This window comes from Aquipuribacter nitratireducens (assembly GCF_037860835.1).
In the GTDB taxonomy this organism is placed as follows: Bacteria; Actinomycetota; Actinomycetes; order Actinomycetales; family JBBAYJ01; genus Aquipuribacter; species Aquipuribacter nitratireducens.
Map to the genome: position 1 here is coordinate 1 of NZ_JBBEOG010000008.1, position 21,621 is coordinate 21,621.

Sequence of the window (21,621 nt, forward strand, 5' to 3'; positions counted from 1 at the left end):
TCGCACGGCGGACGGCCCCGGGACCCGAGTCGACACGGGACATGCGACCGACGGCGGTGCCCCATGTCGACCGGCCAGCGGGACGGCCTTGCCGCCCGACCTGTCTGACCTGCGCCTGAGGACGCTCCGTCCCGGATACCCCGTCCGGTGACTCGTCCCGGAACGGTGACTCCTGCGGCGCAGCTGCGCTCGCCACACGCGAGAGCTCCGACCGCGGGACGAGGCGCCGAGCGGATCGCGGCTCAACCGGCAGCACGGGCGTGCAGCGCCGTCGCGCCACGCTCGTCGTCGCGGAGGCCGTCGGCAGCGAGACCACGACCGGCCGCCAGCCGCAGCAGGTCCGGTAGCTGCGCCTGCGAGGTCTCGAGCAGGAGCGTCCCGCCCGGCCCGAGCCACTCGGGAGCACTCCGGACCACGCGACGCTGCAGCTCCGAGCCGTCGGCGCCGCCGTCGAGGGCGACGAGCGGCTCGTGGTCGCGGGCCTCCGACGGCATCGTCCGAACGGCGCCGCTCGGCACGTACGGCGCGTTGGCGACGAGCACGTCGACGCGGCCGCGCAGGCCCCGCGGCAGCGCCTCGACGAGGTCGCCCTCGTGCACCAGGGCGCCGTGCGGGCCGAGCGTGTCCCGGGCGAGGTCGACGGCGACCGGGTCGACGTCGGTGGCGTGGAGCTCGAGCCGGTCTCCGAGAGCGCCTCGCAGGGCCGTCGCGAGGACGAGGGCGACGGCCCCGCTGCCGCAGCACAGGTCGACGGCGACCACCGACCCGGTCCGCGCCCGCAGCGCCTCGATCGCCCGCTCCACGAGCAGCTCGGTCCGTCGCCGCGGCACGAAGACGCCCGCACGCACCGGCACCCGCAGCCCGCAGAACGCGGCCCAGCCGAGCAGGTGCTCGAGCGGCTCCCCGGCCTCCCGCCGCGCGACGAGCCCCTCGAGCGACGACCCCGCCGACGCCGCCTCGCGCAGCAGGGCGGCCTCCTCCTCCGCCGCGACGCAGCCCGCCCGGCGCAGCCGCGCGACGAGCGGGTCGCTCACGCCCGCAGCAGCCGGGCGAGGGCCGGCTCGACACCCAGCGCCTCGCACGTCGCCGCCACCTCGCCGGCCAACCCGTCGGGGGCGGAGCGGTCGTCGCGCACCGCCCGGAGCAGCGTGTTGCGGGGTGTGTGCTCGGGGTCGACGAGCTCGACGGCGTCCGTGCGGTAGCCGTGCAGCCGCAGCAGGTCGGCGCGCAGGGCGTCGGTGGCGGTGTCGAGGAGGCGCTGGCGGAGGATCCCGTCGCGCAGCATGGACCGCAGCGACGGGTCCGCGTGCGTGACGGCCTCACGTCGGCGGGCGTCGACCTGGCGGCGCAGGTCCTTGTGGCAGCAGGGGGCGGCGAGCACGACCCGGGCGCCCCAGCGGACGGCCTGGGCGAGGGCTTCGTCCGTCGCGGTGTCGCACGCGTGGAGGGCGAGGACGACGTCCGGCGGCTCGGCAGGTGCCCACGTCCCCGCTGCGTCGACGACGAAGTCGACCCCCTCCTCCCCGAGCCGCTCGGCGAGCGCGCGGTCGTGCGCGACCACGTCGTCGCGGACGTCGACACCCGTCGTCCGGACCGGCCCGCGGGTCGAGAGCCACCGGTGGGCGGCGAGCGTGAGGTAGGCGTTGCCGCAGCCGAGGTCGACGACCCGCAGCGGGCGGTCCGCGGGCGGCGGCGGCCCGACGGGCGCGAGGCGGCCGAGGAAGGCGTCGACCTGGCGACGCTTCGCGGCGTTCGCGCCGACCGCGGTGAAGAGCGGGTCGTCGGGGGCGAGCCGGTGCCGTTTCGCCCGGTCGTGCGTCGCCGCCGCGACGGCCGTCGCCGCGGGCGCGCCACGGTGGACCTGCGCCTCGCCCTTCTTCGTCACGCGCAGCTGGACCGTGGCCGAGCGGGTGTCGACGTGCCAGTTGCCGAACGGCTCGGCGAGGAGCTCGTCGACGGCTCCGGGCAGAGCGGCGGCGTCGAGGGTCCGGGTGAGGGGCGCGGCGCCGTCGCGCTGCTCCGTGACGACCACGCGCCGTCCGGCCGACACCTCGACCGGCCGCAGCTCGACGCGCGGCGCCCGCGGTGTCGCGCCGCGACGCCGACCGGCGGCGACCGCCCGGACGAGGTCGTCGCCGAGCAGGAGGCCGCGGACCTCCGCGAGCGCAGGGGCCAGCGGCTCGGGCACCTCAGGCCACCCGCTCGTCGTGGGTGGGGTGCGGAGAGGAGTCGGACCCCTCCCCCTTGGGGCCGGTGAGCATGACGACGTGGGGCCGGGCATCGGTCCGGAACCGGACCTCGATCGTCGAGCGTCGCGCGAGGAAGACGACGGCGCCGACCGCCGCCAGCAGGGCCGTGATGCCCCCGACCGCGATGGTCCAGCGCGCACCCCACGCCTCCGCGATCCACCCGATGAGCGGGGCCCCGACCGGCGTCGCGCCGATGAACACCGCGAAGTACAGCGCCATCACCCGCCCACGCAGCTCCGGGGGCGTCGACAGCTGGACGGTCGCGTTCGCCGCCGTCATGAGGGTGAGCGCCGTGAGGCCGACCGCGACCAGCGACACCGCGAACGACCAGTACGTCGGCATGAGCGAGGCGACGCACGAGGCGACCCCGAACCCGGTGACGGCGCCGACGACGAGCCGCAGCCGCGCCCGGCGCCGCCCCGCCGCGGCGAGCGCCCCGGTGAGCGAGCCGACGGCGAGGAACGTGCCGAGCAGGCCGTACGACTCCGGCCCGCGGTCGAACTCGATGCGGGCCATGACGGCGGTCGTCAGCTGGAAGTTGAGACCGAAGGTGCCGACGACGAAGACGAGCACGAGCACGAGGAGGATGTCGCCGCGCGTGCGGACGTACTGCACCGCCTGCCGCATCCGCTCGAGCCCGCTGAGGCCCTGCGTGCCCTGGCCGGGGCTGCGGGAGCGGGTGAGGGCGAGCACGACGACGGTGAACCCGAACGACACGGCGTTGAGGACGAACACCGGACCGCTGCCGACCCACGCGATGAGCAGGCCCGCGCTGGCGGGGCCGAGCAGGCGCCCGAGGTGGAACGTCGCGGCGTTGAGCCCGATGGCGTTCGGCAGGTCCTCCGGGGGGACGAGCGACGTGACGTACGTCTGCCGGGCGGGTGCGTCGAACGCGGTGACGACACCGAGCGCGAGCGCGAAGACGTAGACGTGCCACACCTGGGCGAGCCCGGCGATGACGAGCACGCCGAGCCCGAGGGCGAGCAGACCCTGCAGCGACTGGCTGACCTGGAGGATGCGGCGCTTCTCGAACCGGTCGGCGATGAGCCCCGCCCACGGCGCGAGCAGGACCATCGGGAGGAACTGCAGGCCCGTGACGATCCCGACGGCGAGGGCGGAGTCGGCGGTGAGGTCGACGAGGACCAGCCAGTCCTGCGCGACGCGCTGCATCCACGTGCCCGTGTTCGACACGACCGCGGCGCCCGCCCACAGCCGGTAGTCGCGGTGGCCGAGGGAGCGGAAGGTCTGGGCGAAGGGGCGGCGGCGCGGCGGGTCGGTCGCGACCGGGACCCCCGGCGGATGGAGCTCGGTGCGCTGCCTCACGACTCGCTGAGGCCCTGGAGGAGCTCCGCGGCCCGGGCGAGGGTGCGCCGGTCCTCGGTCGACAGCTGCGACAGCTGCCGGCACAGCCACTCGTCGCGGCGGCGGCGGGTCTCGGCGACCGCCTCGCGGCCGGCGGGCGTGAGCGCGACCAGCTGGGCGCGCCCGTCGTCCGGGTGGGCGGCGCGCTCGACGAGGCCCGCCTCGAGGAGGCTGCCGACGATGCGGGTCATCGACGGCGGGCGGATGCGCTCGAGCGCCGCGAGCGACGCCGCGGTCATCGGGCCCTTGACGTCGAGGAGCCCGAGGACGGCGTACTGCGAGTCGGTGATGTCGGCGTCCGACTTCTCCGCGCGCAGCCGCCGCACGATGCGCATGAGCGCGACGCGCAGGTCCGCGGACAGGGCACCGGTGCCGCCCTCGCGGGCGGCGCGGGAGTGGGGCACGGTCGTCATCGCCCGGCATCCTACCGCAGATCCGTTACCCAGGCTAATGACCCGGGGTAACCGTCACCGGTCGGGACGGTGGACGACGTGCCCGTTCGCCTGCCCGACCGGCTTGACGACGACACGGTCGATGTCGACGTTCGGCGGCCGCGTCGCGACGAAGGCGACGACCTCGGCGACGTCCTCGGCGTGGATCGGGCGGGCGCCCTCGTACACCGCGGCCGCGCGCTCGGCGTCGCCGCCGAAGCGGACGAGGGAGAACTCCGGCGTGTGGACCATGCCGGGCGCCACCTCGCTCACCCGGACGCCGTCGGCGTGCAGCTCCCAGCGCAGCGTCTCCACCGTCGCGCGGGCGGCGTGCTTGGCCGCGACGTAGCCACCGCCGCCCGGGTACACCTCGGAGCCGGCGATCGACCCCAAGACGATCACGTGGCCGCGGCCGCTGACCCGCAGCCTCGGCAGGAGCGCCTGGGTGACGCGGACGACGCCGAGGACGTTGGTGTCGTACATGCTGCGCCACTGCTCGACGTCGGCGTCGGCGACCGGGTCGAGGCCAAGCGCGCCCCCGGCGCAGTGGACGACGCAGTCGAGCGACGGCAGGTCGCGGACGGCGTCGGCGAGCGCGGCGACCGAGGCGTCGTCGGTGACGTCGAGGGCGACCGCCCGCCCGTCGATCTCCGCCGCGAGGGCCTCGAGGCGGTCGAGGCGCCGGGCGGCGACGACGACGAGGAAGCCCGCGGCCGCCAGCGCCCGCGCGCTCGCCTCACCGATGCCGCTGCTGGCTCCGGTGACGACCGCGGTGCCGCGCGGCGGGTGGCTCATGCCGGTCAGCGTGCCAGAGTCCCTACCCTGGTCCCGTGACCGGTCGGGGCGAGCACGACGACGAGCGCGCCCGCGCCCGTGGCCGCACACCTCTGCACCGGATCACGGCCCCGCTCGCGACGGACCCCGTGGGACCGCTCCTCGTGGGGACGGGCCTGTGGCTCGTGGCCCTCGTCGTCCTGCTCGCCGTGGGTCCCCGCCTGCCCGACGACGCCGGGTGGTGGCCGTCGACGGCCGTGGCCGGCGTCGTGGCGGGCCTGCCGGCGCTGGCGTGGGCGATCGCGCGTCGCCGCCGCGGTCAGCTCTCGGGTGACCGGGTGGACGCCGGCGGGGACGAGCTCGACGGCTCCGAGCCGTCCTCCGAGCCGTCCTCCGGCTCGCCGGGCAGCGGCTCCGTGTCGAGGTCCTGACGCAGCTCGTCGACGACGGGCGAGGGCAGGGGCTCCTCCCCGCCGAGGTCCCGGCCGGTCTCGGAGTGGGCGCCGCAGCCGTGGTCGAGGCTCACCACGCGGCCGTCGTCCGGGGACCACGCGTTCGCGCAGACACCGAACTGCTGGCGGAGGCTGCCGGTGAGGCCGACGAGGTAGCCGCAGGTGGCGCACGGCGCGTCGGCGGCGCGCGCCTCGGCGTTGTCCGGCCCGGCGTCGCCGCGGTACCAGCGCGTCGCGGCCTCCTCGCGACCCTCGCGGTTGAGGACGCGGCGACGGCCGAGACCGAGCTCCCACAGGAGCTCGCGCTCCTCGCCCGCGAACGCCTCGTCCCAGTCCTCGGGGACGGCCTGGAACCCCTCGTCGAGCAGCGGGTCCGTGTCGCGGAACGGCAGGACGTCGGTCTCGCCGAGGTCGCCCGGGGCGATCCGGTCCGCCCAGGGCACCCACGCGGGCGCCAGCAGCGCGTCGTCGCCGGGCAGGAGCACGACCTCGCTGACGGTCGCGACCCGCGCCCGCGGCACGCGCGCGAGCACGACCGTCCACTCCCAGCCGCGGTAGCCGCGGTGGGTGGTGGCGAAGCGGTGGACGACCACCCGCTCGGCCTGCGCCGCCACGCCGAGGTGCTCGCCGACCTCCCCGGGCCCGGCGACCGCCTCGGCGGCCTCGCGTGCGAGGTCGACGGCGCGTGCCGAGACCGCGTCGAGGGTGACGCGTGCGGTGCGGGTGCCCGCCACGCTCAGGCGTCCAGGTCGTCGGCGACGGCGCGGAGCACCTGGGCGGTCTTGTGGGCGACGGGGCGGTCCGGGTACCGGCCGCGGTTGAGCTGCCGCGACACGTTGTCGAGCAGCTTGATGAGGTCCTCGACGATGACGGCCATGTCGTCGGCGGGCTTCCGCGTGGCGGCGCGCACCGACGGCGGGGCCTCGAGGACGCGGACGCTGAGCGCCGACGGTCCCTTGCGGCCGTCCGCGACGCCGAACTCGACGCGCGTGCCCGGCTTGAGCGCCTCCGTGCCCGGGGGCAGGGCGTTGGCGTGGACGAACACCTCGCCGCCGTCGTCGGCGGCGAGGAAGCCGAACCCCTTGTCGGCGTTGTAGAACTTGACCTTGCCAGTGGGCACGTGGACCTCGTGAGCGCGGGCGGACAGGAGCGCGCACAGCCTAACGGGCGGCGCCGTCGCCCCGGGCGCCTCAGCGGTAGCGCTCGGGCTCGGCGAGCAGGTCGTTCATCGCGCCCGAGCGGAACGCGCGCACGGCGACGGCGTCGAACCCCGCCGCGCGCACCTCGGCGGTGACCGTCTCCCGGGCCCGGGCGTCGAGCCGGTCGAGGCAGGCGGCGTCGAGCTCGAGGCGGGCCGTGCCGTCCCCGAGGTCGCGGACCCGCACGTCGCGGACGGCGTCCGCCAGGTGCGCCCGCACGCGCTGCTCGGCGATCCCCACCCGCCGCAGCCGCTCCGGCGTGATCTCCGTGCCGTACGCGATGCGGCTCGACAGGCACGCCGCCGCGGGCTTGTCCCACGTCGGCAGGCCCCACGCCGCCGACAGCGCCCGCACCTCGGCCTTGGTGAACCCGGCGTCAGCGAGCGGGGTGAGGGCGCGGGCCTGCGCGGCCGCGCGGATGCCGGGGCGGAACCCCGCCCGGAGGTCGTCGGCGTTGGTGCCGGTCGCGACGTGGGCGAGGCCGAGCCGCTCGGCGAGCGGGACGAGGACCGCCATGAGCTCGCTCTTGCAGAAGAAGCAGCGGTCGCCGGCGTTGCGCCGGTAGCCCTCGCGGGCGAGCTCGTCGGTGCGGGGTTCGTGCCATGCCACGCCCAGCGCCTCGGCGAAGCGGCGGGCCTCACTCACCTCGGCGTCGGGCACGGCGTCGGAGACCGCGGTGGCACCCGCGACCGCGCCGGGCGCGAGCGCGCGGGCGGCGGCCGCGAGCACGAGGGCGGAGTCCGCACCGCCGGAGAACGCGACGAGGACCGACCCGGCCGGGCGCAGCGCCGCCAGCAGCGCCGCCTCGAGCTCGGCCACTGGCCGGGGCGGAGCAGCGGGGAGGCCGAGGACGGTCGTGCTCACCGGCGGCACGGTACGCCCCTCGCGCCCGGCGTACCGTGGTGCGGATGCCCAGCGACAGCCGACGCGGCGAGGGGAGGGCGCGGCCGGCGGCGCCGCGCAGCCTCGCCGACGACCTGCGTGCGCGCGCCGACGCCGAGCTCGTCGAGCTGCTGCGGCTGCGACCCGACCTCGCCCTGCCGGTCCCCACCGACGTCGCGTCGCTCGCGGTCCGCGCGACGACGCGCGCGAGCGTCCAGCGGGCGCTCGACCGGCTCGACGCGGGCGCCCTGCAGGTCGTCGAGGCACTGGCCGTCCTCCCCGAACCCGTCTCCCCCGCCGCGGTGTCACGCGCGTGGGGGGCCGACGCCCGTGCTCACGTCGAGCGGCTGCGGCGACTGGGCCTCGTGTGGGGGACGGCACGCGCGGTCCGGCTCGTCCGCGTCGCCCACGAGCTCCTCGGGCCGTACCCGGCCGGGCTCGGGCCGTCGCTGCGCGCGGTGCTCGACCGGCGCAGCCCCGCCCGGCTCACCGACCTCGCCGTGCGCCTGGGCCACGGCGAGACCGGCGACCCCGAGAAGGCGGTCGACGCCGTGGTGACGGCCCTCGGCGACCGCGCGGTCGTCGAGGGCCTGCTCGCCGACGCGCCCGACGGCGCCCGCGCCGTCCTCGAGCGGCTGTCGTGGGGACCGCCGGTCGGGGAGACACCCGCCGTGCTGGACCCGACGGGGCCGCTGGTGTGGCTGCTCCACCACGGGCTGCTCGCCGTCCCCGAACCCGGTCTCGTCGTCCTGCCGCGCGAGGTCGGACTCGCCCTGCGCGACGGGCGCACCCACGCCCACCCCGTCACCGGCCCGCCGGAACCCCCGCCCGGAGCGCGCGTGGACGAGCGGTGGCTCGCGCACGCCTCCGCCGGTTCCGCGGGCGAGGCCGTGCGGGTCGTGGGCGACGTCCTGCGGGCGAGCGAGCGCGTCACCCTCTCGGTGCGCCGCGCCGGCGGCGTCGCAGTGCGCGACCTCCGGCGGCTCGCCACCGCCCTCGGCGAGACCGAGACCACGACCGCCCGGGCGCTCACGGCGGCCCACGAGGCGGGGCTCCTCGACGCCTCCGACGACCCCGAGCCGCAGTGGCTGCCGACCCGCGCCGCCGACGACTGGCACGACGACGACGTCGCCGGCCGCTGGGCGGACCTCGCCGCCGCGTGGTGGGACAGCGACGCGGTCGCCTCGCTCGCCGGCGAGCGGGGCCCCGACGGCAGCGTCCGCGCCGTGCTGTCCGACGACACCCGGCGGGCGGGGTCCCTCGCGCTGCGGCACGAGGTGCTCCTCGACCTCGCGGAGCTGCCGCACGGCGTCGTCCTCCAGGCCCCGGACGTCGTCGCCCGGCTCGACGTCCGCTCACCGCGCCGCGCGGGACCGGGCCGCGCGGACCTCGTCCGGCGCCTCCTCGACGACGCCGCGTGGCTCGGCCTCACCGGGCAGGGTGCCCTCGCCCCGCCCGGCGCCGCCCTCGCGGCAGCCGCACCGGACGCCGACTCGGGCGCCGGGACACGGCGCGCGGCGGCCGCCGCCTCGCTGGCGGCGCTGCTGCCCGAGCCCGTCGACCACCTCCTGCTCCAGGCCGACCTCACGGCCGTGGCCCCGGGCCCCCTCGAGCCCGCCCTCGCCGCCGAGGTCGACCTCCTCGCCGACGTCGAGTCGCGCGGGGCCGCCACCGTGTACCGCTTCTCCGCCGACTCCGTCCGGCGGGCGCTCGACGCCGGTCGCACCGCGGACGACGTCCTCGAGACCCTGTCGCGGGCGAGCCCGACGGGGGTGCCGCAGCCGCTGGAGTACCTGGTCCGCGACGTCGCCCGCCGTCACGGCCTGGTGCGGGTGGGCGCCGCGGGCTCCTACCTGCGCGCGGAGGACCCGGCCGCGCTCGCGGAGCTGCTCGCGGACCGCCGGCTGGCGCACCTGGGGCTGCGTCGCCTCGCGCCGACCGTCCTGGCCGCGCAGGCGGACGGCCCGACCGTCCTCGCGGCGCTCCGGGACGTGGGCCTCGCGCCCGCGGCCGAGGCGGCGGACGGCACGCTGCTCGTGAGCGGACCGTCGCGGCGCCGGGCACCGGCCCGGCGCCGGCCGCGGCGGACGGTCACCGCGCCCGTGCCGCCGGCGCCCGACCAGCTGGCCGAGGCCGTCCGCCGGTGGCGGCTCGCCGAGGCGGGGCCCCGCCCGGGCAGCGTCGAGCTGCCGTTCCTCGAGCCCCGGGTGAGCCTCGAGCTGCTGCGCGACGCCGTCGCCGCCCGTGGGCGGGTGTGGATCGGCTACGTCGACGAGACCGGACGCACCACGCGCCGCCTGCTCGAACCGCTCGCGCTGTCCGGGGGCAGGCTCACCGCCGTGGAGGTCGGCCGGCCGGGCACGAGGACCTTCTCCGTGCACCGCGTCACGGGCGCGGCGCACGCAGCGCAGGCGCCCGCCCAGGTGGAAGGATGAGCGCCGCAGCCGCGACGCAGGAGGGACCACCATGACCGACCAGACCGGCCGCCCCGACGACGACGACCGCCCCGCCGACGACCGCCCCGCCGAGGGCACGCCGCCGGAGCCGCAGCGCCAGGAGGATGCGGGGTCGGTGCTCTCGGGCTTCTCGTGGGACGACCCCGCCGGCGCGGCGCCCGCCCGCCCCGACGACTCCGCCGAGGCGTCCGAGCCGACGCCAGCGCAGTCGCCGCCGACCGCCCCGTACCCGGCGGCGTCGTCGAGCACGCCGGAGCCGACCCGGGACCCGTCGCCCGGCGGGGGTGCGAGCGCGTCCAGCGACCCCTACGCCTCCCCGCCGCCGGGTGTCTCCGACCCGGCCGGCACCAGCAGCGGGTACGGCCAGCAGCCGTACGGCACCCAGTACGGCGACCAGCAGTACGGGCAGCAGCCGTACGGCGACCAGCAGTACGGGCAGCAGTACGGCGGCCAGCAGCAGTACGGGAGCCAGCAGCAGTACGGCCAGCAGCAGTACGGCGGCCAGCAGCCCTACGGGTCCGAGCAGCAGTACGGCCAGCAGCAGTACGGGTACGGCGCGACGCCGCCCGCGTCGTCGCAGCCGTACGGCTACCCGGCGCCGTACGGCGCCGGTGCCGGCGACCCCGAGGCGGAGAAGGTCCGCTCCAGCGCCGTCCTGTGGACCATCCTCAACGGCGTCGCGATCTTCCTCTGCGGCAACCTCCTCGCCATCGGCGGCGTCGTGTGCGCCGCCGTCGCCATCGGCCGGGCACGGGAGGACACGCAGGCGGCGCGCGGCCTGGTCCGCTGGTCGTGGATCCTCTTCGCCGCCGGCTTCGCCCTCGCCATCCTGTTCGTCCTCGTCCTCATCGTCTTCGGCTTCGCGGGCGCGCTCGGAACAGCGGGGATGTCCGGGGAGTTCTGACCCGGTGTGAACGGGCCCCTCATCGTCCAGTCCGACCGGACGCTGCTGCTCGAGGTCGACCACCCCGACGCGGCGGCGTGCCGTCGGTCGATCGCGCCGTTCGCAGAGCTGGAGCGCGCACCGGAGCACGTCCACACGTACCGTCTGACCCCGCTCGGGCTGTGGAACGCGCGGGCCGCGGGCATCGACGCCGAGCAGGTCGTCGACGCCCTCCTCACCCACTCCCGCTACCCGGTGCCGAACGCCCTGCTCGTCGACGTCGCGGAGACGATGTCCCGCTACGGCCGGCTGCAGCTGGTCAAGGACGGCGACGACCTCGTGCTGCGCGCGCTCGACCGGCCCGTGCTGGAGGAGGTGCTGCGGTCGAAGAAGGTCGCGCCGCTGGTCGGGCGCCGCCTGTCCGACGACGAGGTCGCCGTCCACCCCAGCGAGCGCGGGCACCTCAAGCAGGTGCTGCTCAAGCTCGGCTGGCCCGCGGAGGACCTCGCGGGCTACGTCGACGGCGAGGCGCACCCCATCGGCCTGCGGACCGACGACTGGCACCTGCGGCCGTACCAGGCGGAGGCCGTCGACGGCTTCTGGCACGGCGGCTCCGGGGTGGTCGTCCTCCCGTGCGGCGCGGGCAAGACCCTCGTCGGGGCGGGGGCGATGGCCCGGGCCGAGGCGACGACGCTCATCCTCGTGACGAACACCGTGTCGGCGCGGCAGTGGAAGGACGAGCTCCTGCGGCGCACGACCCTCACCGAGGACGAGATCGGCGAGTACTCCGGGCAGCGCAAGCAGATCCGCCCCGTCACCATCGCGACGTACCAGGTGATGACGACGAAGCGGAAGGGCGTCTACCCCCACCTCGAGGTGTTCGACGCCCGCGACTGGGGTCTCGTGGTCTACGACGAGGTCCACCTGCTGCCCGCGCCGATCTTCCGGATGACGGCCGACCTGCAGGCCCGGCGCCGGCTCGGCCTCACCGCGACGCTGGTCCGCGAGGACGGCCGCGAGGGCGACGTCTTCAGCCTCATCGGACCCAAGCGGTACGACGCCCCGTGGAAGGACATCGAGTCGCAGGGGTACATCGCCCCCGCGGACTGCGTCGAGGTCCGGGTGACGCTGCCGGAGGCCGAGCGGCTCGTGTACGCGACCGCGGAGCCCGACGAGCGGTACCGGCTCTGCAGCACGAGCGCGCAGAAGACCGCGGTCGTCGAGCAGCTCGTCGCGCGTCACCGGGGCGAGCCGACCCTCGTCATCGGGCAGTTCCTCGACCAGCTCGACGACATCGGCACACGCATCGACGCGCCGGTCATCACGGGCGCCACGACGGTCCGGGAGCGGCAGCGGCTCTTCGACGCCTTCCGTGCCGGCGAGCTCACGACGCTCGTCGTGAGCAAGGTCGCGAACTTCTCCATCGACCTGCCGGAGGCGGCCGTCGCGATCCAGGTGTCCGGGGCGTTCGGGTCACGGCAGGAGGAGGCGCAGCGCCTCGGCCGGGTCCTGCGTCCCAAGGCCGACGGGCGCACCGCCCGCTTCTACGCCGTCGTCGCCCGCGACACCCAGGACCAGGAGTTCGCCCAGCACCGGCAGCGCTTCCTCGCCGAGCAGGGCTACGCGTACCGCATCGTCGACGCCGACGACCTCGCCGGCGGGGCGGCGGACGTCGCGACCGCGGTGGACTGAGCCGCGTCGCGTGCAGCACGAGGGGTGGGTGCTCGCGCTCGTCGTCGCGGCGGCGGCCCACGCCGGGCTCGAGCTCGTCGTCCACCTCGTCGTCTACCCGGCGCTGGCGGGCGGCTCGGCGGCCTCCCCGGCGACGGCTCTCGCGGCGCACGAGGCGCACACGAGGCGGATGGCCGTCGCGGTCGCGCCCGTGTACCTCGCCCTCGTGGTCTCGGCCGCCGGCGCGCTCGCGACCGGCCCCGGTCCACTGACGGTCGTCGCGGCTGTCCTCGTCGTCGCGGTCCTCGCCGTGACGGCGTTCCTCGCGGTCCCCTGCCACGACGCGCTCCGCCGCTCCCGCGACCCGGCCGAGCGGGCCCGGCTGCACCGCCGGCTCGCCCGCACCGACCTCGTCCGGCTCCTGCTCGCGGTGGCGCTCCTCGTGGTCTCGCTCGGCCTCGCCACCGCCTGAGGGGGACGACCCCGACGACCGCCCCGACGGCCGCCCCGACAACTGGTCATGATCGATGACGTGCCTCGCCCCGCGTGGAGGGGAATCGCGACAACGGTCATGATCCATCACCGGGGTAGGCGATCAACGGGCGGCGGACCGCGGCGCGCTCCCGTCCACAGGCTCCGTCGGCGGTCGACCGTCCACACCAGGACCCACCGCCTACGAGGACCACGCCCGCCCGCCGTCACTCTGCTCGGCCATGGAGCTTCCCCCGCCGTTGACGTCCCTCGCCCTCGCCCAGGACTGGGTCCTGACCGCGAGGCAGCTTCGTGCGGCCGGCCTCCATCCCTCCGAGATCCAGCGCCACGTCGCCTCCGGCCGGTGGGTCCGTGTCCGCCGCGGGGTCTACCTGGTCGAACCCGAGAAGGCACGGCTCATGGGGGCGTGGGTGGAGGCACGCGCCCTCGCGCTCCGGTTCCCCGGCTGCGTCGTCGCCGGTCTCTCGGCGGCCCGGGTGTGGCAGCTCAAGCAGGTGCCCAGCGGCCCACCCGAGATGGTGGTCCGACCGGGCGCCGCGCTGGCGGCGCGCCACGACCTGCGCCCACGGCAGTGGGAGCTCGGCGCGGGTGACGTGCAGGTCGTGAGGGGCGTCGCCGTCACGACGGTCGCCCGTACCCTCGCCGACCTTGCGTGCACGCACGACCGGCTCGACGTCCTGCCGTTCCTCGACGCCGCGGTTCGGGCCGGGCGCGTGACCACGAAGGAGCTCCTCGCGATCGGTCAGGGGCTCACCGGGCGACCGGGCGCCTCCCACGTGGCGGACCTGTGGGGTCTTGTCGACGGCAGGGCCGAGTCGGGGCTCGAGAGCAAGGTCCGGCTCCGGTGCGTGGACGCGGAGCTTCCGCCCGACGCGGTCCAGCTCGAGGTGCGCGACCACACGGGCCGGCTCGTCGCCCGCGCCGACCTCGGCTACCGGCTCCGACGACGGCGACACGGCTGGCTGCTCGTCGAGGCGGACGGCACCGAGGTCCACGCTGCACCGGCCGCGCTGTACCGGGACCGTCACCGGTGGAACGACGTCAGCGTCCTCGACCACGTCTCGCTGCGCTTCACCACGGTCGACACCATCGATCCGTTCACCATCCCGCGCGCCATCAGGGCCGCCCTGTGAGGCACGAGGGGCGAGCCGCTGGATGGAAGCCCAAGGATCATGACGGCTGTCGCCCGGATCCGGGCCGGCACGCGACCGAGCGCATCGATCATGACGGTTGTCGTGAGGAGGTGACGAGCGCCCGCAGCGCGGGTACGGAGGAGGGATGGCGCAGCGGACCGACGACGACCGGAGGGCCCACGAGGTCCGTCCCGCGACCCGATACGCCCTGCTGAGCGGCGCCGGCCTCGCCGTCGTCCTCGCGAGCGCGACGACCGCAGGCGTGCTCCTCGCGCTGGTGGCCTCGCAGTGGCCGCCCCTGCAGGGCGTCGACCAGGCGGTCGTCGACGCGGCGAACTCCGCCGTCTCCGAACGCCCGCTCGTCGTCACGGGGCTCACGCTCCTCACGTGGCTCGGCGGCTCACCCGCCCTCACCGCGGTGGTCAGCGTCCTCGTCGTCGGGCTGCTCGTGCGCCGGCTGTGGCGGCTCGCCGTCTACGCGGCCGTGACGGGGCTCGGCGCGGCCGTCCTCAGCTCCGGCACGAAGGCGCTCGTGGAGCGCGTCCGGCCGGCGGTCGACCTGCCGGTGTCCGAGGCGCCGGGCTACAGCTTCCCGAGCGGGCACTCGCTCGGCTCGGCCGTGACGTACGGCGTCGTCGTGCTCGTCCTCCTCCCGCTCGTCCCGCAGCGGCGGCGCCCGCTGGTCATCGGGCTCGCCGCCCTGCTCGTGGTCCTCATCGGCGCCACCCGCGTCGCGCTCGGGGTGCACTACCCCTCCGACGTCGTCGGCGGCTGGGCGGCCGGGGTCGTGTGGCTCGCGGTCACCGCCCTCGCCTTCCGCGACTGGCGCCACCACGAGGGCCTCGGCGCGCGGGACGACGACGGCCTCACGACGTCACCGGACGAGCGCGCCGCGCTCGACCCCGCACCCGCGCACGACCGGCCGGTGCCGAGCGGGGCCCGAGGCGCCGCCGTCCTCCTCGTCACCGCGGTCGCGTTGTGGGGCGCGATGGCGGTGCTCGGCACGGTCCTCACGCGGGTGACGGGGCTGCGGGCAGCCGAGGCCGAGCTCGTCGCCGCGCTCGCCGACGCCCGCTCCCCCGCGGTCACCGACGTCGTCGCGACTCTCGGGCGCCTCGGCGACACGGGCGCGGTCGTCGCCGTCCTCGCCGTCACCGCCCCGCTCGCGGTCGTCCTCACCCGGCGCTGGGCTCCGGCGGTCGTCCTCCTCCTCGCCGTCGTCGGGGAGTCGCTCGTCTTCGTGGCCGTCTCGACGGTCGTCGAGCGCAGCCGCCCCGACGTCGAGCAGGTCCCCGCCGAGCTGCCGACGACCTCGTACGCCTTCCCGTCCGGGCACGTCGCGGCCGCGGTCGCCCTCTACGGCACGCTCGCGCTCCTCGTCCTCGTGTGGGTCCGCCACCCGCTGCGCCGGGCGGGCGCGGGCGTCCTCTGCCTCGTCGTCGTCGCCGTCTGCGTGTCCCGCGTCTACGAGGGCGTCCACTTCCCGACCGACGTCGCGGGCGGGCTCGTCCTCGGCGGGGTGTGGGTGGCGGTGTGCTGGTCCGTCGTCCGGCCTGCGCGCGGCGCCCCGTACGCGAGGGCGTCCGCGGCATGAGCCGACGGAGCGCCGTCGTCGCCGGGCTCGCGCTGCTCGGGACGTGGGCCGCGCTGGTCGCGGGCGTCCTCGCGCTGCGTCGGGCGAGCACGGCGCGGCTGCGTCGCCCCGGGGTGGGTCCGGGGGTGGTCGCCGACGACGGGGTGCTGCTCCACGCCCAGCAGGAGGGCCGCGCCGACGCCCCCCTCACCGTCGTGCTCTCCCACGGCTTCGCGAGCGGCGCAGGCACGTTCGAGCCGCAGCGCGAGCACCTCGGCCGCCGGGCCCGGGTCGTCGTCATGGAGCACCGCGGGCACCGGCGCAGCGGCTGGTCGGGGCGGTGGGACACCGACCTGGAGCGCCTCGGCCGCGACCTCGGCGAGGTCGTCGACGCCTGCCCCGAGGGGCCGGTCGTGCTCGTCGGGCACTCGCTGGGGGCCATCGCCGTGCTCGAGCTCGCCCGGCAGCGTCCCCGCCTGTTCGGCGACCGGGTCCGGGGCGTCGCCCTCCTCTCGGGCTCGTCGGGGCGGCGCACGCCGCGGGGTCCCATGCGATCCGCGTGGCGGGTCGTGGAGCGGGTCGCCGGCTCGCGTGCGGTGGCGGCGGCCGCCTGGCTGATCGGACCGGTGCTCGACGGTGTCGACCCCGTGGCGCGGCGGCTCCCGCGACGCGTCGTCGGTCGCGTGTTCTTCGGCCACGACGACGTCGACGAGGCGACGTGGCAGGACCTGCGGCGCATGTGGCGCGAGACGTCGCACGCGAAGGTCGACCAGCTGGCACCACGGGCGCTGTCGGTCGCCGAGGACACGGCCCTCGACGTCGTCGCGCGCGTCCCGGTCCTCGTCCTCGCGGGTACCGCGGACCCCGTGTTCCCCGCGGCGGGTGCCGCCAGGACCGCGCGACGGGTCGGCGACGCCGCGCGGCTGGTGCTTCTCCAGGGAGCCGGGCACATGGTGACGCTGTCCCGGCCCGACGAGGTGCGCGAGGCCCTCGACGAGCTCCTGGACCGCGTCACCTCCGCCGTGGGAGCGGCGACGTGAGCCGGCGAAGGGGCGCCGGACGCGCGGGCCGGTGGACCGCCGGGGTGGCGGGCGTCCTCGCGGTGCTCCTCGTGCTCCTCGCAGGCTACGGCGTCCTCGTCGAGCCCCGCCTCGTCCTCGACGAGCGCCGTCTCGAGGTGGCACTGCCGGGCGCAGCCGCGGACGCCGACCCGGTGCGGGCGGTGTTCCTGTCGGACCTCCAGGTCGGGATGTGGTGGGCGAACACCGGCATGGTCGAGCGGGCGGCGCAGCGCGGGGCCGACGTCGACCCGGATCTCGTCCTCCTCGGTGGCGACTACCTCTACAGCCGGGTGCCGGACCCGGCGGTGCAGGCCCGCACCGTCGTCGACCTGCTCGAGCCGCTGCTCGCCCTCGACGTCCCGGTCGTCGCGGTCCTCGGCAACCACGACCACGCCTCCGGCGGCGCCGAGGAGGTGACGGCGGCGCTCGAGGACGCCGGCGTCAGGGTCCTCGAGAACGACAGCACGCGCGTGGCGTCCGCGGGCCTCCACGTCGTCGGGCTCGGCACGGTCCGGCAGGACCTCGTGGACGTCGACGCGGCCCTCGACGACGTGCCCACCGCCGCGCCGCGCGTCGTGCTGTCCCACAACCCGACGGCCTTCCCGCGGCTGCCCGCGGGCAGCGCCCCGCTCACCCTCGCCGGCCACACCCACTGCGGGCAGGTCGCCCTGCCGGGCACCCCGCGCTGGTCCTACCTGGGCCTCACGGAGGAGGAGGCGCTCGTCGCCGACGGCTGGGCGCCTGCCGGGTACGGGACGGACGGCAACCGGCTGTTCGTCTCGTGCGGCATCGGCTTCAGCGCCTACCCGGTGCGGGTCAACGCCCCGCCGCAGCTCGTCGTCGTCGACCTCGTCCCGGACGCGGGCACGGCCGCTCCCAGGAACTTCCCAGCGGACTCCCGCATTCTCGTGCCGTGACGACCGAACCGAGGACCCGGCTGCTGGTGGTCGACGACGAGCCCTCGATCCGCGACCTGCTGAGTGCGTCCCTGCGTTTCGCCGGCTACGACGTCGCGACGGCGGCCGACGGCGCCGGTGCCCTCGCGCAGGCGGAGCGGCACCGGCCGGACCTCGTCGTCCTCGACGTGATGATGCCCGACATGGACGGGTTCGAGGTCACCCGCAAGCTCCGCGAGCGCGGCCGTGACGTGCCGGTGGTCTTCCTCACCGCCAAGGACGAGGTCGAGGACAAGGTGCAGGGCCTGACGGTCGGCGGCGACGACTACGTGACGAAGCCCTTCAGCCTCGAGGAGGTCGTCGCCCGGATCAGGGCCGTCCTCCGGCGGACCGGGGTCGTCGGCGACGTCGACAGCAGCGTCCTGCGCTTCGACGACCTCGAGCTCGACGAGGACGCCCACGAGGTCCGGCGCGGGGGCCGGGTCGTCGACCTCAGTCCGACGGAGTTCAAGCTGCTCCGCTACCTCATGCTCAACCCGAACCGGGTGCTGTCGAAGGCGCAGATCCTCGACCACGTGTGGGACTACGACTTCGGGGGGGACGGCGCGATCGTCGAGTCGTACATCTCGTACCTGCGACGCAAGGTCGACGTCGACGCGCCACCGCTCATCCACACCAAGCGCGGGGTCGGGTACGTGCTGCGGCTGCCCCCGGGAGCATGAGCGAGCGCTCGGCCCCCGCGGCGCAGCCGCCCGGCAGCGGCATCAGCCTCGAGCTGCGGCTCGTCGTCGTCGTCGTGCTCGCCGTCACGGTCGCGATCACCGTCCTCGGCGCGACCCTCGTCGCCGCCCAGCGCCAGCAGCTCGTCGACCAGGTCAACACGCAGCTGCAGCGGGCCGCTCCCGCCGTCGCCGACATCGCCGCCCGCAACCTGCGCGGCCAGCAGCTCACCGAGGGCAGGACGGTCTCCGTCGCGCCGGACCTGCCGAGCGAGTACGTCGTCGTCGTCCACGTCGAGGCGTTCGACTCGACCGTCGAGATCCCCGCGCAGGTGCGCAGCCGCGACGACATGCCCGCCATCCCGCCCCTCAGTGCCGCGGACGCCCGCGCGCAGGGCACCCGCCCGTTCACCGTCTCCTCCCGCGACTCCGACCTGCGCTGGCAGGTCGTGACGCTGCCGGCGGCGGACGGCAGCGCGTCGGTGTCCGTCGCCCTGCCGCTCGAGGCGGACGACACGACCAAGCGGCTCGTCGTCTGGACGCTCGTCACCGGCTCCCTCGTCGTCGCGACCGCGGCCCTGCTCGGCGGGGTCGCCGTCCGCCGCTCCCTGCGCCCGCTCACGGCGGTCGAGCACACCGCCGCCGCGATCGCCGCCGGTGACCTCACCCGGCGTGTCCCCGAGGGCGGCCAGGACACCGAGGTCGGCCGGCTCACGCAGGCCCTCAACGGGATGCTCGCCCGCATCGAGGACGGCGTCCGGCAGCGGGACGCCTCGCAGGCGCGGATGCGCCGCTTCGTCGCCGACGCCTCGCACGAGCTGCGCACGCCGCTCGCGAGCATCCGCGGCTTCGCCGAGCTCCACCGGCAGGGCGCGGTGCCGGAGGAGGAGGTGCCGGGGACCTTCGCCCGGATCGAGGACGAGGCGCGGCGGCTGGGAGTGCTCGTGGAGGACCTCCTGCTGCTCGCCCGGCTCGACGAGCAGCGCGCGATGAAGGAGGTCCCCGTCGACCTCGTCCCCCTCGCGGTGGACGCGACCGGTGACGTGCGCGCGCTCGATCCCGCGCGGCAGGTCCGCGTGCTGAGCCCCGACGGCTCGCCCGTCACCGCCACGACCGTCGTCGGCGACCCGGACCGGCTCCGGCAGGTCCTCACGAACCTCGTGGGGAACGCCGTGCGGCACACCCCGGCCGGCAGCCCCGTCGAGGTGGTCGTCGGCCCGGTGCCGCGCAGCGACGGGCGCGAGGTCGCCCTCGCGGTCCGCGACCACGGTCTCGGGGTCCCGGACGAGGCGAAGGGTCGGGTCTTCGACCGGTTCTCGCGTCTCGACGCGTCCCGCACGCGCGGCACCGGTGGGACCGGTCTCGGGCTGTCGATCGTCGCGGCGATCGTCGCGGCCCACGGCGGGACGGTCGAGGTGCGGGACACGCCGGGCGGCGGCGCGACGTTCGAGGTGCGGCTGCCCGCGGCCCCCCGGGAGTCGCGGGAGCCGGCGGATCCGGAGGACCCCGACGGGCCCGATGCGACGGCGGCTCAGACGAGCAGCTGACGCGCCGCGAGGTCGCGGTACAGCGGCGACGTCCCGACGAGCTCCGCGTGCGTCCCTTCCGCCACGACCCGGCCGTCGTCCACGACGACGATCCGGTCGGCGTCGACGACGGTCGAGAGACGGTGCGCGACGACGAGCACCGTCGTCGTGGGCCCGATGGCGGCGACGGCGTCGGCGAGCGCCTGCTCGTTGCGCGAGTCGAGGCTCGCCGTCGGCTCGTCGAGCAGCAGCAGGGCGGGGCGGGCGAGCAGCGCCCGGGCGATCGCGAGCCGCTGGCGCTGCCCGCCCGACAGCAGCACCCCGTCGTCGCCGACCTGCGTGTCGAGCCCCGTGGCGCGCTGGGCGACGAGCTCGCCGAGGTTCACCTGGTCGAGGACGGCGAGCAGCTCGGCGTCGGTGGCGTCGGGGCGACCGAGCAGGAGGTTGTCGCGCAGCGTCCCCGCGAGCGCCGGCGCGTCCTGCTCGACGTACGCCGTCGCCGCGCGCAGCTCGGCGCGCGGCAGGTCGCGGACGTCGTGCCCCCCGACGAGCACACGACCGCCGTCGACGTCGTAGAAGCGCTCGACGAGCGCGAGCACGGTCGACTTGCCCGCGCCGGACGGTCCCACGAGCGCCGTCCGACGACCCGCGGGCGCGACGAGGCTCGCCCCCCGCAGCACCGGCGGGCCCGGCGCCTCGCCCGTCTCGTCGACGTAGGCGAAGCGCACGTCGTCGAGACGGACCTCGACAGGCGCGTGCCCGAGGACCCCCCGCACCCGCACGTCGTCGTCGGCGGTCTCCTCCGGCAGCGCGAGGACCTCCTCGATCCGGGCGAGCGCACCGAGGCCGGTCTGGACCGCCGCCACGGCCGCGATGCCCTGCGCGAGCGGCTGGACGAGCAGGAACAGGAGGAGCACGAAGGCGACGAGGTCGGCCACCGACACCTCCCCCGCCGCGACCCGGACCCCACCGACCCCGAGGACGGCGAGGAAGGCGCCCTGCACGGCGATGGAGGCGACCGGACCCAGGACGGCCTCGAGCCGGGCGAGGCGGAGCCCGGCGAGGAAGGCGCCGTCGACGGCGTGCCCGACCGCCCGCTCCTCGCGGGGCTCGGCACCGGCGGCGCGGATCGTCCGCAGGCCGCCCAGGGAGCGTTCGACGCCCGACGTCATGGTCCCGACGGCGGTCTGCGCGGCCAGCGAGGCCGCCCGTACGCGGCGGACGACGAGCAGCGCGCCGGTCATCCCGACGGCCACCGCCGTGAGCGTCGTCGCGAGGAGGAACGGGTCGACGACGGCCATCGCGACGACCGCGCCCGCGATGATGACGACCCCCGAGGCGATGTCGACGAGCCCGGACGTCACGACGGTCCGCAGGAGGGTGGTGTCCGCGCCGACGCGGCTGATGAGGTCCCCGCTGCGGCGCCGGTCGAGCTCGGTGAGCCGCAGCCGCAGCAGCCGCGAGACCAGGCGGGTGCGCGTGCGCCGGACGACCGCCTCGCCGGTCCGCTGCAGGACGTAGGCCTGGACCCCGGACAGGGCGGCGGCGACGACGAGGGCGACGACGAGCCACGTCGCCGGGCGGACCACCGACACCGCCTCCTCGATGGCGCGGACGACCTCCCGGACGAGCAGCGGCTGGGCGAGGGCAGCGGCCGCGTTGGCCAGGCCGAGGGCCCCGGCGAGGGCGAGCGCCGTCGTGTGCGGGCGCAGGAGCCGGCCGAGCGCGCGCAGGTCCGCGCGGGTGCCCGTGTCGGCGGGGTCGGCGGGGTCGGCGGGGTCGGCGGGTTCGGCGGGGCCGCGGGCGGTGCCGTCGTCACTCACGCGGACATGCTCCCCCGGCCCCGCGCCCGCTTCACAGCG

The 21,621-nt window shown here is 76.5% G+C and carries 20 protein-coding genes; 11 read left to right on the forward strand and 9 right to left on the reverse strand.

The features are described 5' to 3' along the window. Positions 1–242: 242 nt before the first annotated feature. The 5 genes from WAB14_RS14210 to WAB14_RS14230 are packed head-to-tail and all read right to left on the reverse strand — an operon-like array spanning position 243 to position 4,837. Positions 243–1,034 carry a putative protein N(5)-glutamine methyltransferase gene (locus WAB14_RS14210; RefSeq protein ID WP_340270756.1) on the reverse strand — a complete coding sequence of 264 codons (792 nt, stop codon included), beginning with the start codon at positions 1,032–1,034 and terminating at the stop codon, positions 243–245. Then, entirely contained in the window at positions 1,031–2,188 is a 1,158-nt protein-coding gene (locus WAB14_RS14215; protein ID WP_340270757.1) for a class I SAM-dependent methyltransferase, read from the reverse strand. The genes WAB14_RS14210 and WAB14_RS14215 overlap by 4 nt, the downstream gene beginning before the upstream one ends. A 1-nt stretch (position 2,189) precedes the next feature. Continuing rightward, positions 2,190–3,572, reverse strand: coding sequence for an MFS transporter (locus WAB14_RS14220; protein WP_340270758.1), 1,383 nt, complete (start codon positions 3,570–3,572; stop codon positions 2,190–2,192). Next, the gene (locus WAB14_RS14225) at positions 3,569–4,024 is read right to left on the reverse strand and encodes a MarR family winged helix-turn-helix transcriptional regulator (RefSeq protein ID WP_340270760.1); all 456 of its coding nucleotides are present in this window, start codon (positions 4,022–4,024) and stop codon (positions 3,569–3,571) included. Before WAB14_RS14225 ends, WAB14_RS14220 begins: the two co-directional genes overlap by 4 nt. 54 nt (positions 4,025–4,078) lie before the next feature. Next, on the reverse strand, positions 4,079–4,837 hold the full coding sequence (locus tag WAB14_RS14230) for an SDR family NAD(P)-dependent oxidoreductase (protein WP_340270762.1): 759 nt from the start codon (positions 4,835–4,837) through the stop codon (positions 4,079–4,081). A 35-nt stretch (positions 4,838–4,872) separates the two neighbouring features. On the opposite strand from WAB14_RS14230, the gene WAB14_RS14235 reads away from it, so the two are divergent. Beyond that, a complete protein-coding gene (locus WAB14_RS14235; RefSeq protein ID WP_340270764.1) occupies positions 4,873–5,247 on the forward strand; it encodes a DUF2530 domain-containing protein in 375 nt (124 codons plus the stop codon). Here the strand turns inward: WAB14_RS14235 and WAB14_RS14240 are convergent. The 3 genes from WAB14_RS14240 to larE all read right to left on the reverse strand — a co-directional run bounded on the left by WAB14_RS14240 (position 5,136) and on the right by larE (position 7,331). Beyond that, complete coding sequence (locus tag WAB14_RS14240) at positions 5,136–6,002, reverse strand: DUF3027 domain-containing protein (protein ID WP_340270765.1); 867 nt, start codon at positions 6,000–6,002, stop codon at positions 5,136–5,138. The two genes, WAB14_RS14235 and WAB14_RS14240, sit on opposite strands and share 112 nt — an antisense overlap. A gap of 2 nt (positions 6,003–6,004) precedes the next feature. Then, positions 6,005–6,388, reverse strand: a complete 384-nt coding sequence (locus WAB14_RS14245; RefSeq protein ID WP_340270766.1) for a cold-shock protein — start codon at positions 6,386–6,388, stop codon at positions 6,005–6,007. A gap of 70 nt (positions 6,389–6,458) precedes the next feature. Then, positions 6,459–7,331 (reverse strand): ATP-dependent sacrificial sulfur transferase LarE, encoded by an 873-nt coding sequence (larE, locus tag WAB14_RS14250; RefSeq protein WP_340270767.1) that lies wholly within the window; start codon positions 7,329–7,331, stop codon positions 6,459–6,461. A gap of 44 nt (positions 7,332–7,375) precedes the next feature. Between larE and WAB14_RS14255 the strand changes: the two genes are divergently transcribed. From WAB14_RS14255 to WAB14_RS14300, 10 genes are all read left to right on the forward strand, one after another. Then, on the forward strand, positions 7,376–9,784 hold the full coding sequence (locus WAB14_RS14255; RefSeq protein WP_340270769.1) for a helicase-associated domain-containing protein: 2,409 nt from the start codon (positions 7,376–7,378) through the stop codon (positions 9,782–9,784). A 31-nt stretch (positions 9,785–9,815) separates the two neighbouring features. Next, a complete protein-coding gene (locus WAB14_RS14260; protein ID WP_340270770.1) occupies positions 9,816–10,709 on the forward strand; it encodes a hypothetical protein in 894 nt (297 codons plus the stop codon). Positions 10,710–10,715: 6 nt separating this feature from the next. After that, complete coding sequence (locus WAB14_RS14265; RefSeq protein ID WP_340270771.1) at positions 10,716–12,380, forward strand: DNA repair helicase XPB; 1,665 nt, start codon at positions 10,716–10,718, stop codon at positions 12,378–12,380. A gap of 10 nt (positions 12,381–12,390) precedes the next feature. Then, positions 12,391–12,831, forward strand: a complete 441-nt coding sequence (locus WAB14_RS14270; RefSeq protein WP_340270772.1) for a hypothetical protein — start codon at positions 12,391–12,393, stop codon at positions 12,829–12,831. A 241-nt stretch (positions 12,832–13,072) separates the two neighbouring features. After that, complete coding sequence (locus tag WAB14_RS14275; RefSeq protein WP_340270774.1) at positions 13,073–13,984, forward strand: type IV toxin-antitoxin system AbiEi family antitoxin domain-containing protein; 912 nt, start codon at positions 13,073–13,075, stop codon at positions 13,982–13,984. A 145-nt stretch (positions 13,985–14,129) separates the two neighbouring features. Then, a complete protein-coding gene (locus WAB14_RS14280) occupies positions 14,130–15,578 on the forward strand; it encodes a phosphatase PAP2 family protein (RefSeq protein WP_340270776.1) in 1,449 nt (482 codons plus the stop codon). Continuing rightward, positions 15,575–16,597, forward strand: a complete 1,023-nt coding sequence (locus WAB14_RS14285) for an alpha/beta fold hydrolase (RefSeq protein ID WP_340270778.1) — start codon at positions 15,575–15,577, stop codon at positions 16,595–16,597. The genes WAB14_RS14280 and WAB14_RS14285 overlap by 4 nt, the downstream gene beginning before the upstream one ends. Next, positions 16,594–17,535: a metallophosphoesterase gene (locus WAB14_RS14290; protein ID WP_340270780.1), complete on the forward strand. Its 942-nt coding sequence runs from the start codon at positions 16,594–16,596 to the stop codon at positions 17,533–17,535. Before WAB14_RS14285 ends, WAB14_RS14290 begins: the two co-directional genes overlap by 4 nt. Next, on the forward strand, positions 17,532–18,236 hold the full coding sequence (locus tag WAB14_RS14295) for a response regulator transcription factor (RefSeq protein WP_340270782.1): 705 nt from the start codon (positions 17,532–17,534) through the stop codon (positions 18,234–18,236). The genes WAB14_RS14290 and WAB14_RS14295 overlap by 4 nt, the downstream gene beginning before the upstream one ends. After that, the gene (locus WAB14_RS14300) at positions 18,233–19,780 is read left to right on the forward strand and encodes a sensor histidine kinase (protein WP_340270783.1); all 1,548 of its coding nucleotides are present in this window, start codon (positions 18,233–18,235) and stop codon (positions 19,778–19,780) included. The genes WAB14_RS14295 and WAB14_RS14300 overlap by 4 nt, the downstream gene beginning before the upstream one ends. On the opposite strand, the gene WAB14_RS14305 is transcribed toward WAB14_RS14300, so the two are convergent. After that, positions 19,765–21,582: an ABC transporter ATP-binding protein gene (locus WAB14_RS14305; RefSeq protein ID WP_340270784.1), complete on the reverse strand. Its 1,818-nt coding sequence runs from the start codon at positions 21,580–21,582 to the stop codon at positions 19,765–19,767. The two genes, WAB14_RS14300 and WAB14_RS14305, sit on opposite strands and share 16 nt — an antisense overlap. Between the last annotated feature and the right edge of the window lie 39 nt (positions 21,583–21,621).

What these genes read in the sequence shown, in the direction of transcription:
- WAB14_RS14225 (WP_340270760.1), bottom strand. Translation starts at nt 4,024, where the DNA reads ATGACGACCGTGCCCCACTCCCGCGCCGCCCGCGAGGGCGGCACCGGT.
- WAB14_RS14260 (WP_340270770.1), top strand. Translation starts at nt 9,816, where the DNA reads ATGACCGACCAGACCGGCCGCCCCGACGACGACGACCGCCCCGCCGAC.
- WAB14_RS14275 (WP_340270774.1), top strand. Translation starts at nt 13,073, where the DNA reads ATGGAGCTTCCCCCGCCGTTGACGTCCCTCGCCCTCGCCCAGGACTGG.
- WAB14_RS14255 (WP_340270769.1), top strand. Translation starts at nt 7,376, where the DNA reads ATGCCCAGCGACAGCCGACGCGGCGAGGGGAGGGCGCGGCCGGCGGCG.
- WAB14_RS14280 (WP_340270776.1), top strand. Translation starts at nt 14,130, where the DNA reads ATGGCGCAGCGGACCGACGACGACCGGAGGGCCCACGAGGTCCGTCCC.
- WAB14_RS14300 (WP_340270783.1), top strand. Translation starts at nt 18,233, where the DNA reads ATGAGCGAGCGCTCGGCCCCCGCGGCGCAGCCGCCCGGCAGCGGCATC.
- WAB14_RS14230 (WP_340270762.1), bottom strand. Translation starts at nt 4,837, where the DNA reads ATGAGCCACCCGCCGCGCGGCACCGCGGTCGTCACCGGAGCCAGCAGC.
- WAB14_RS14285 (WP_340270778.1), top strand. Translation starts at nt 15,575, where the DNA reads ATGAGCCGACGGAGCGCCGTCGTCGCCGGGCTCGCGCTGCTCGGGACG.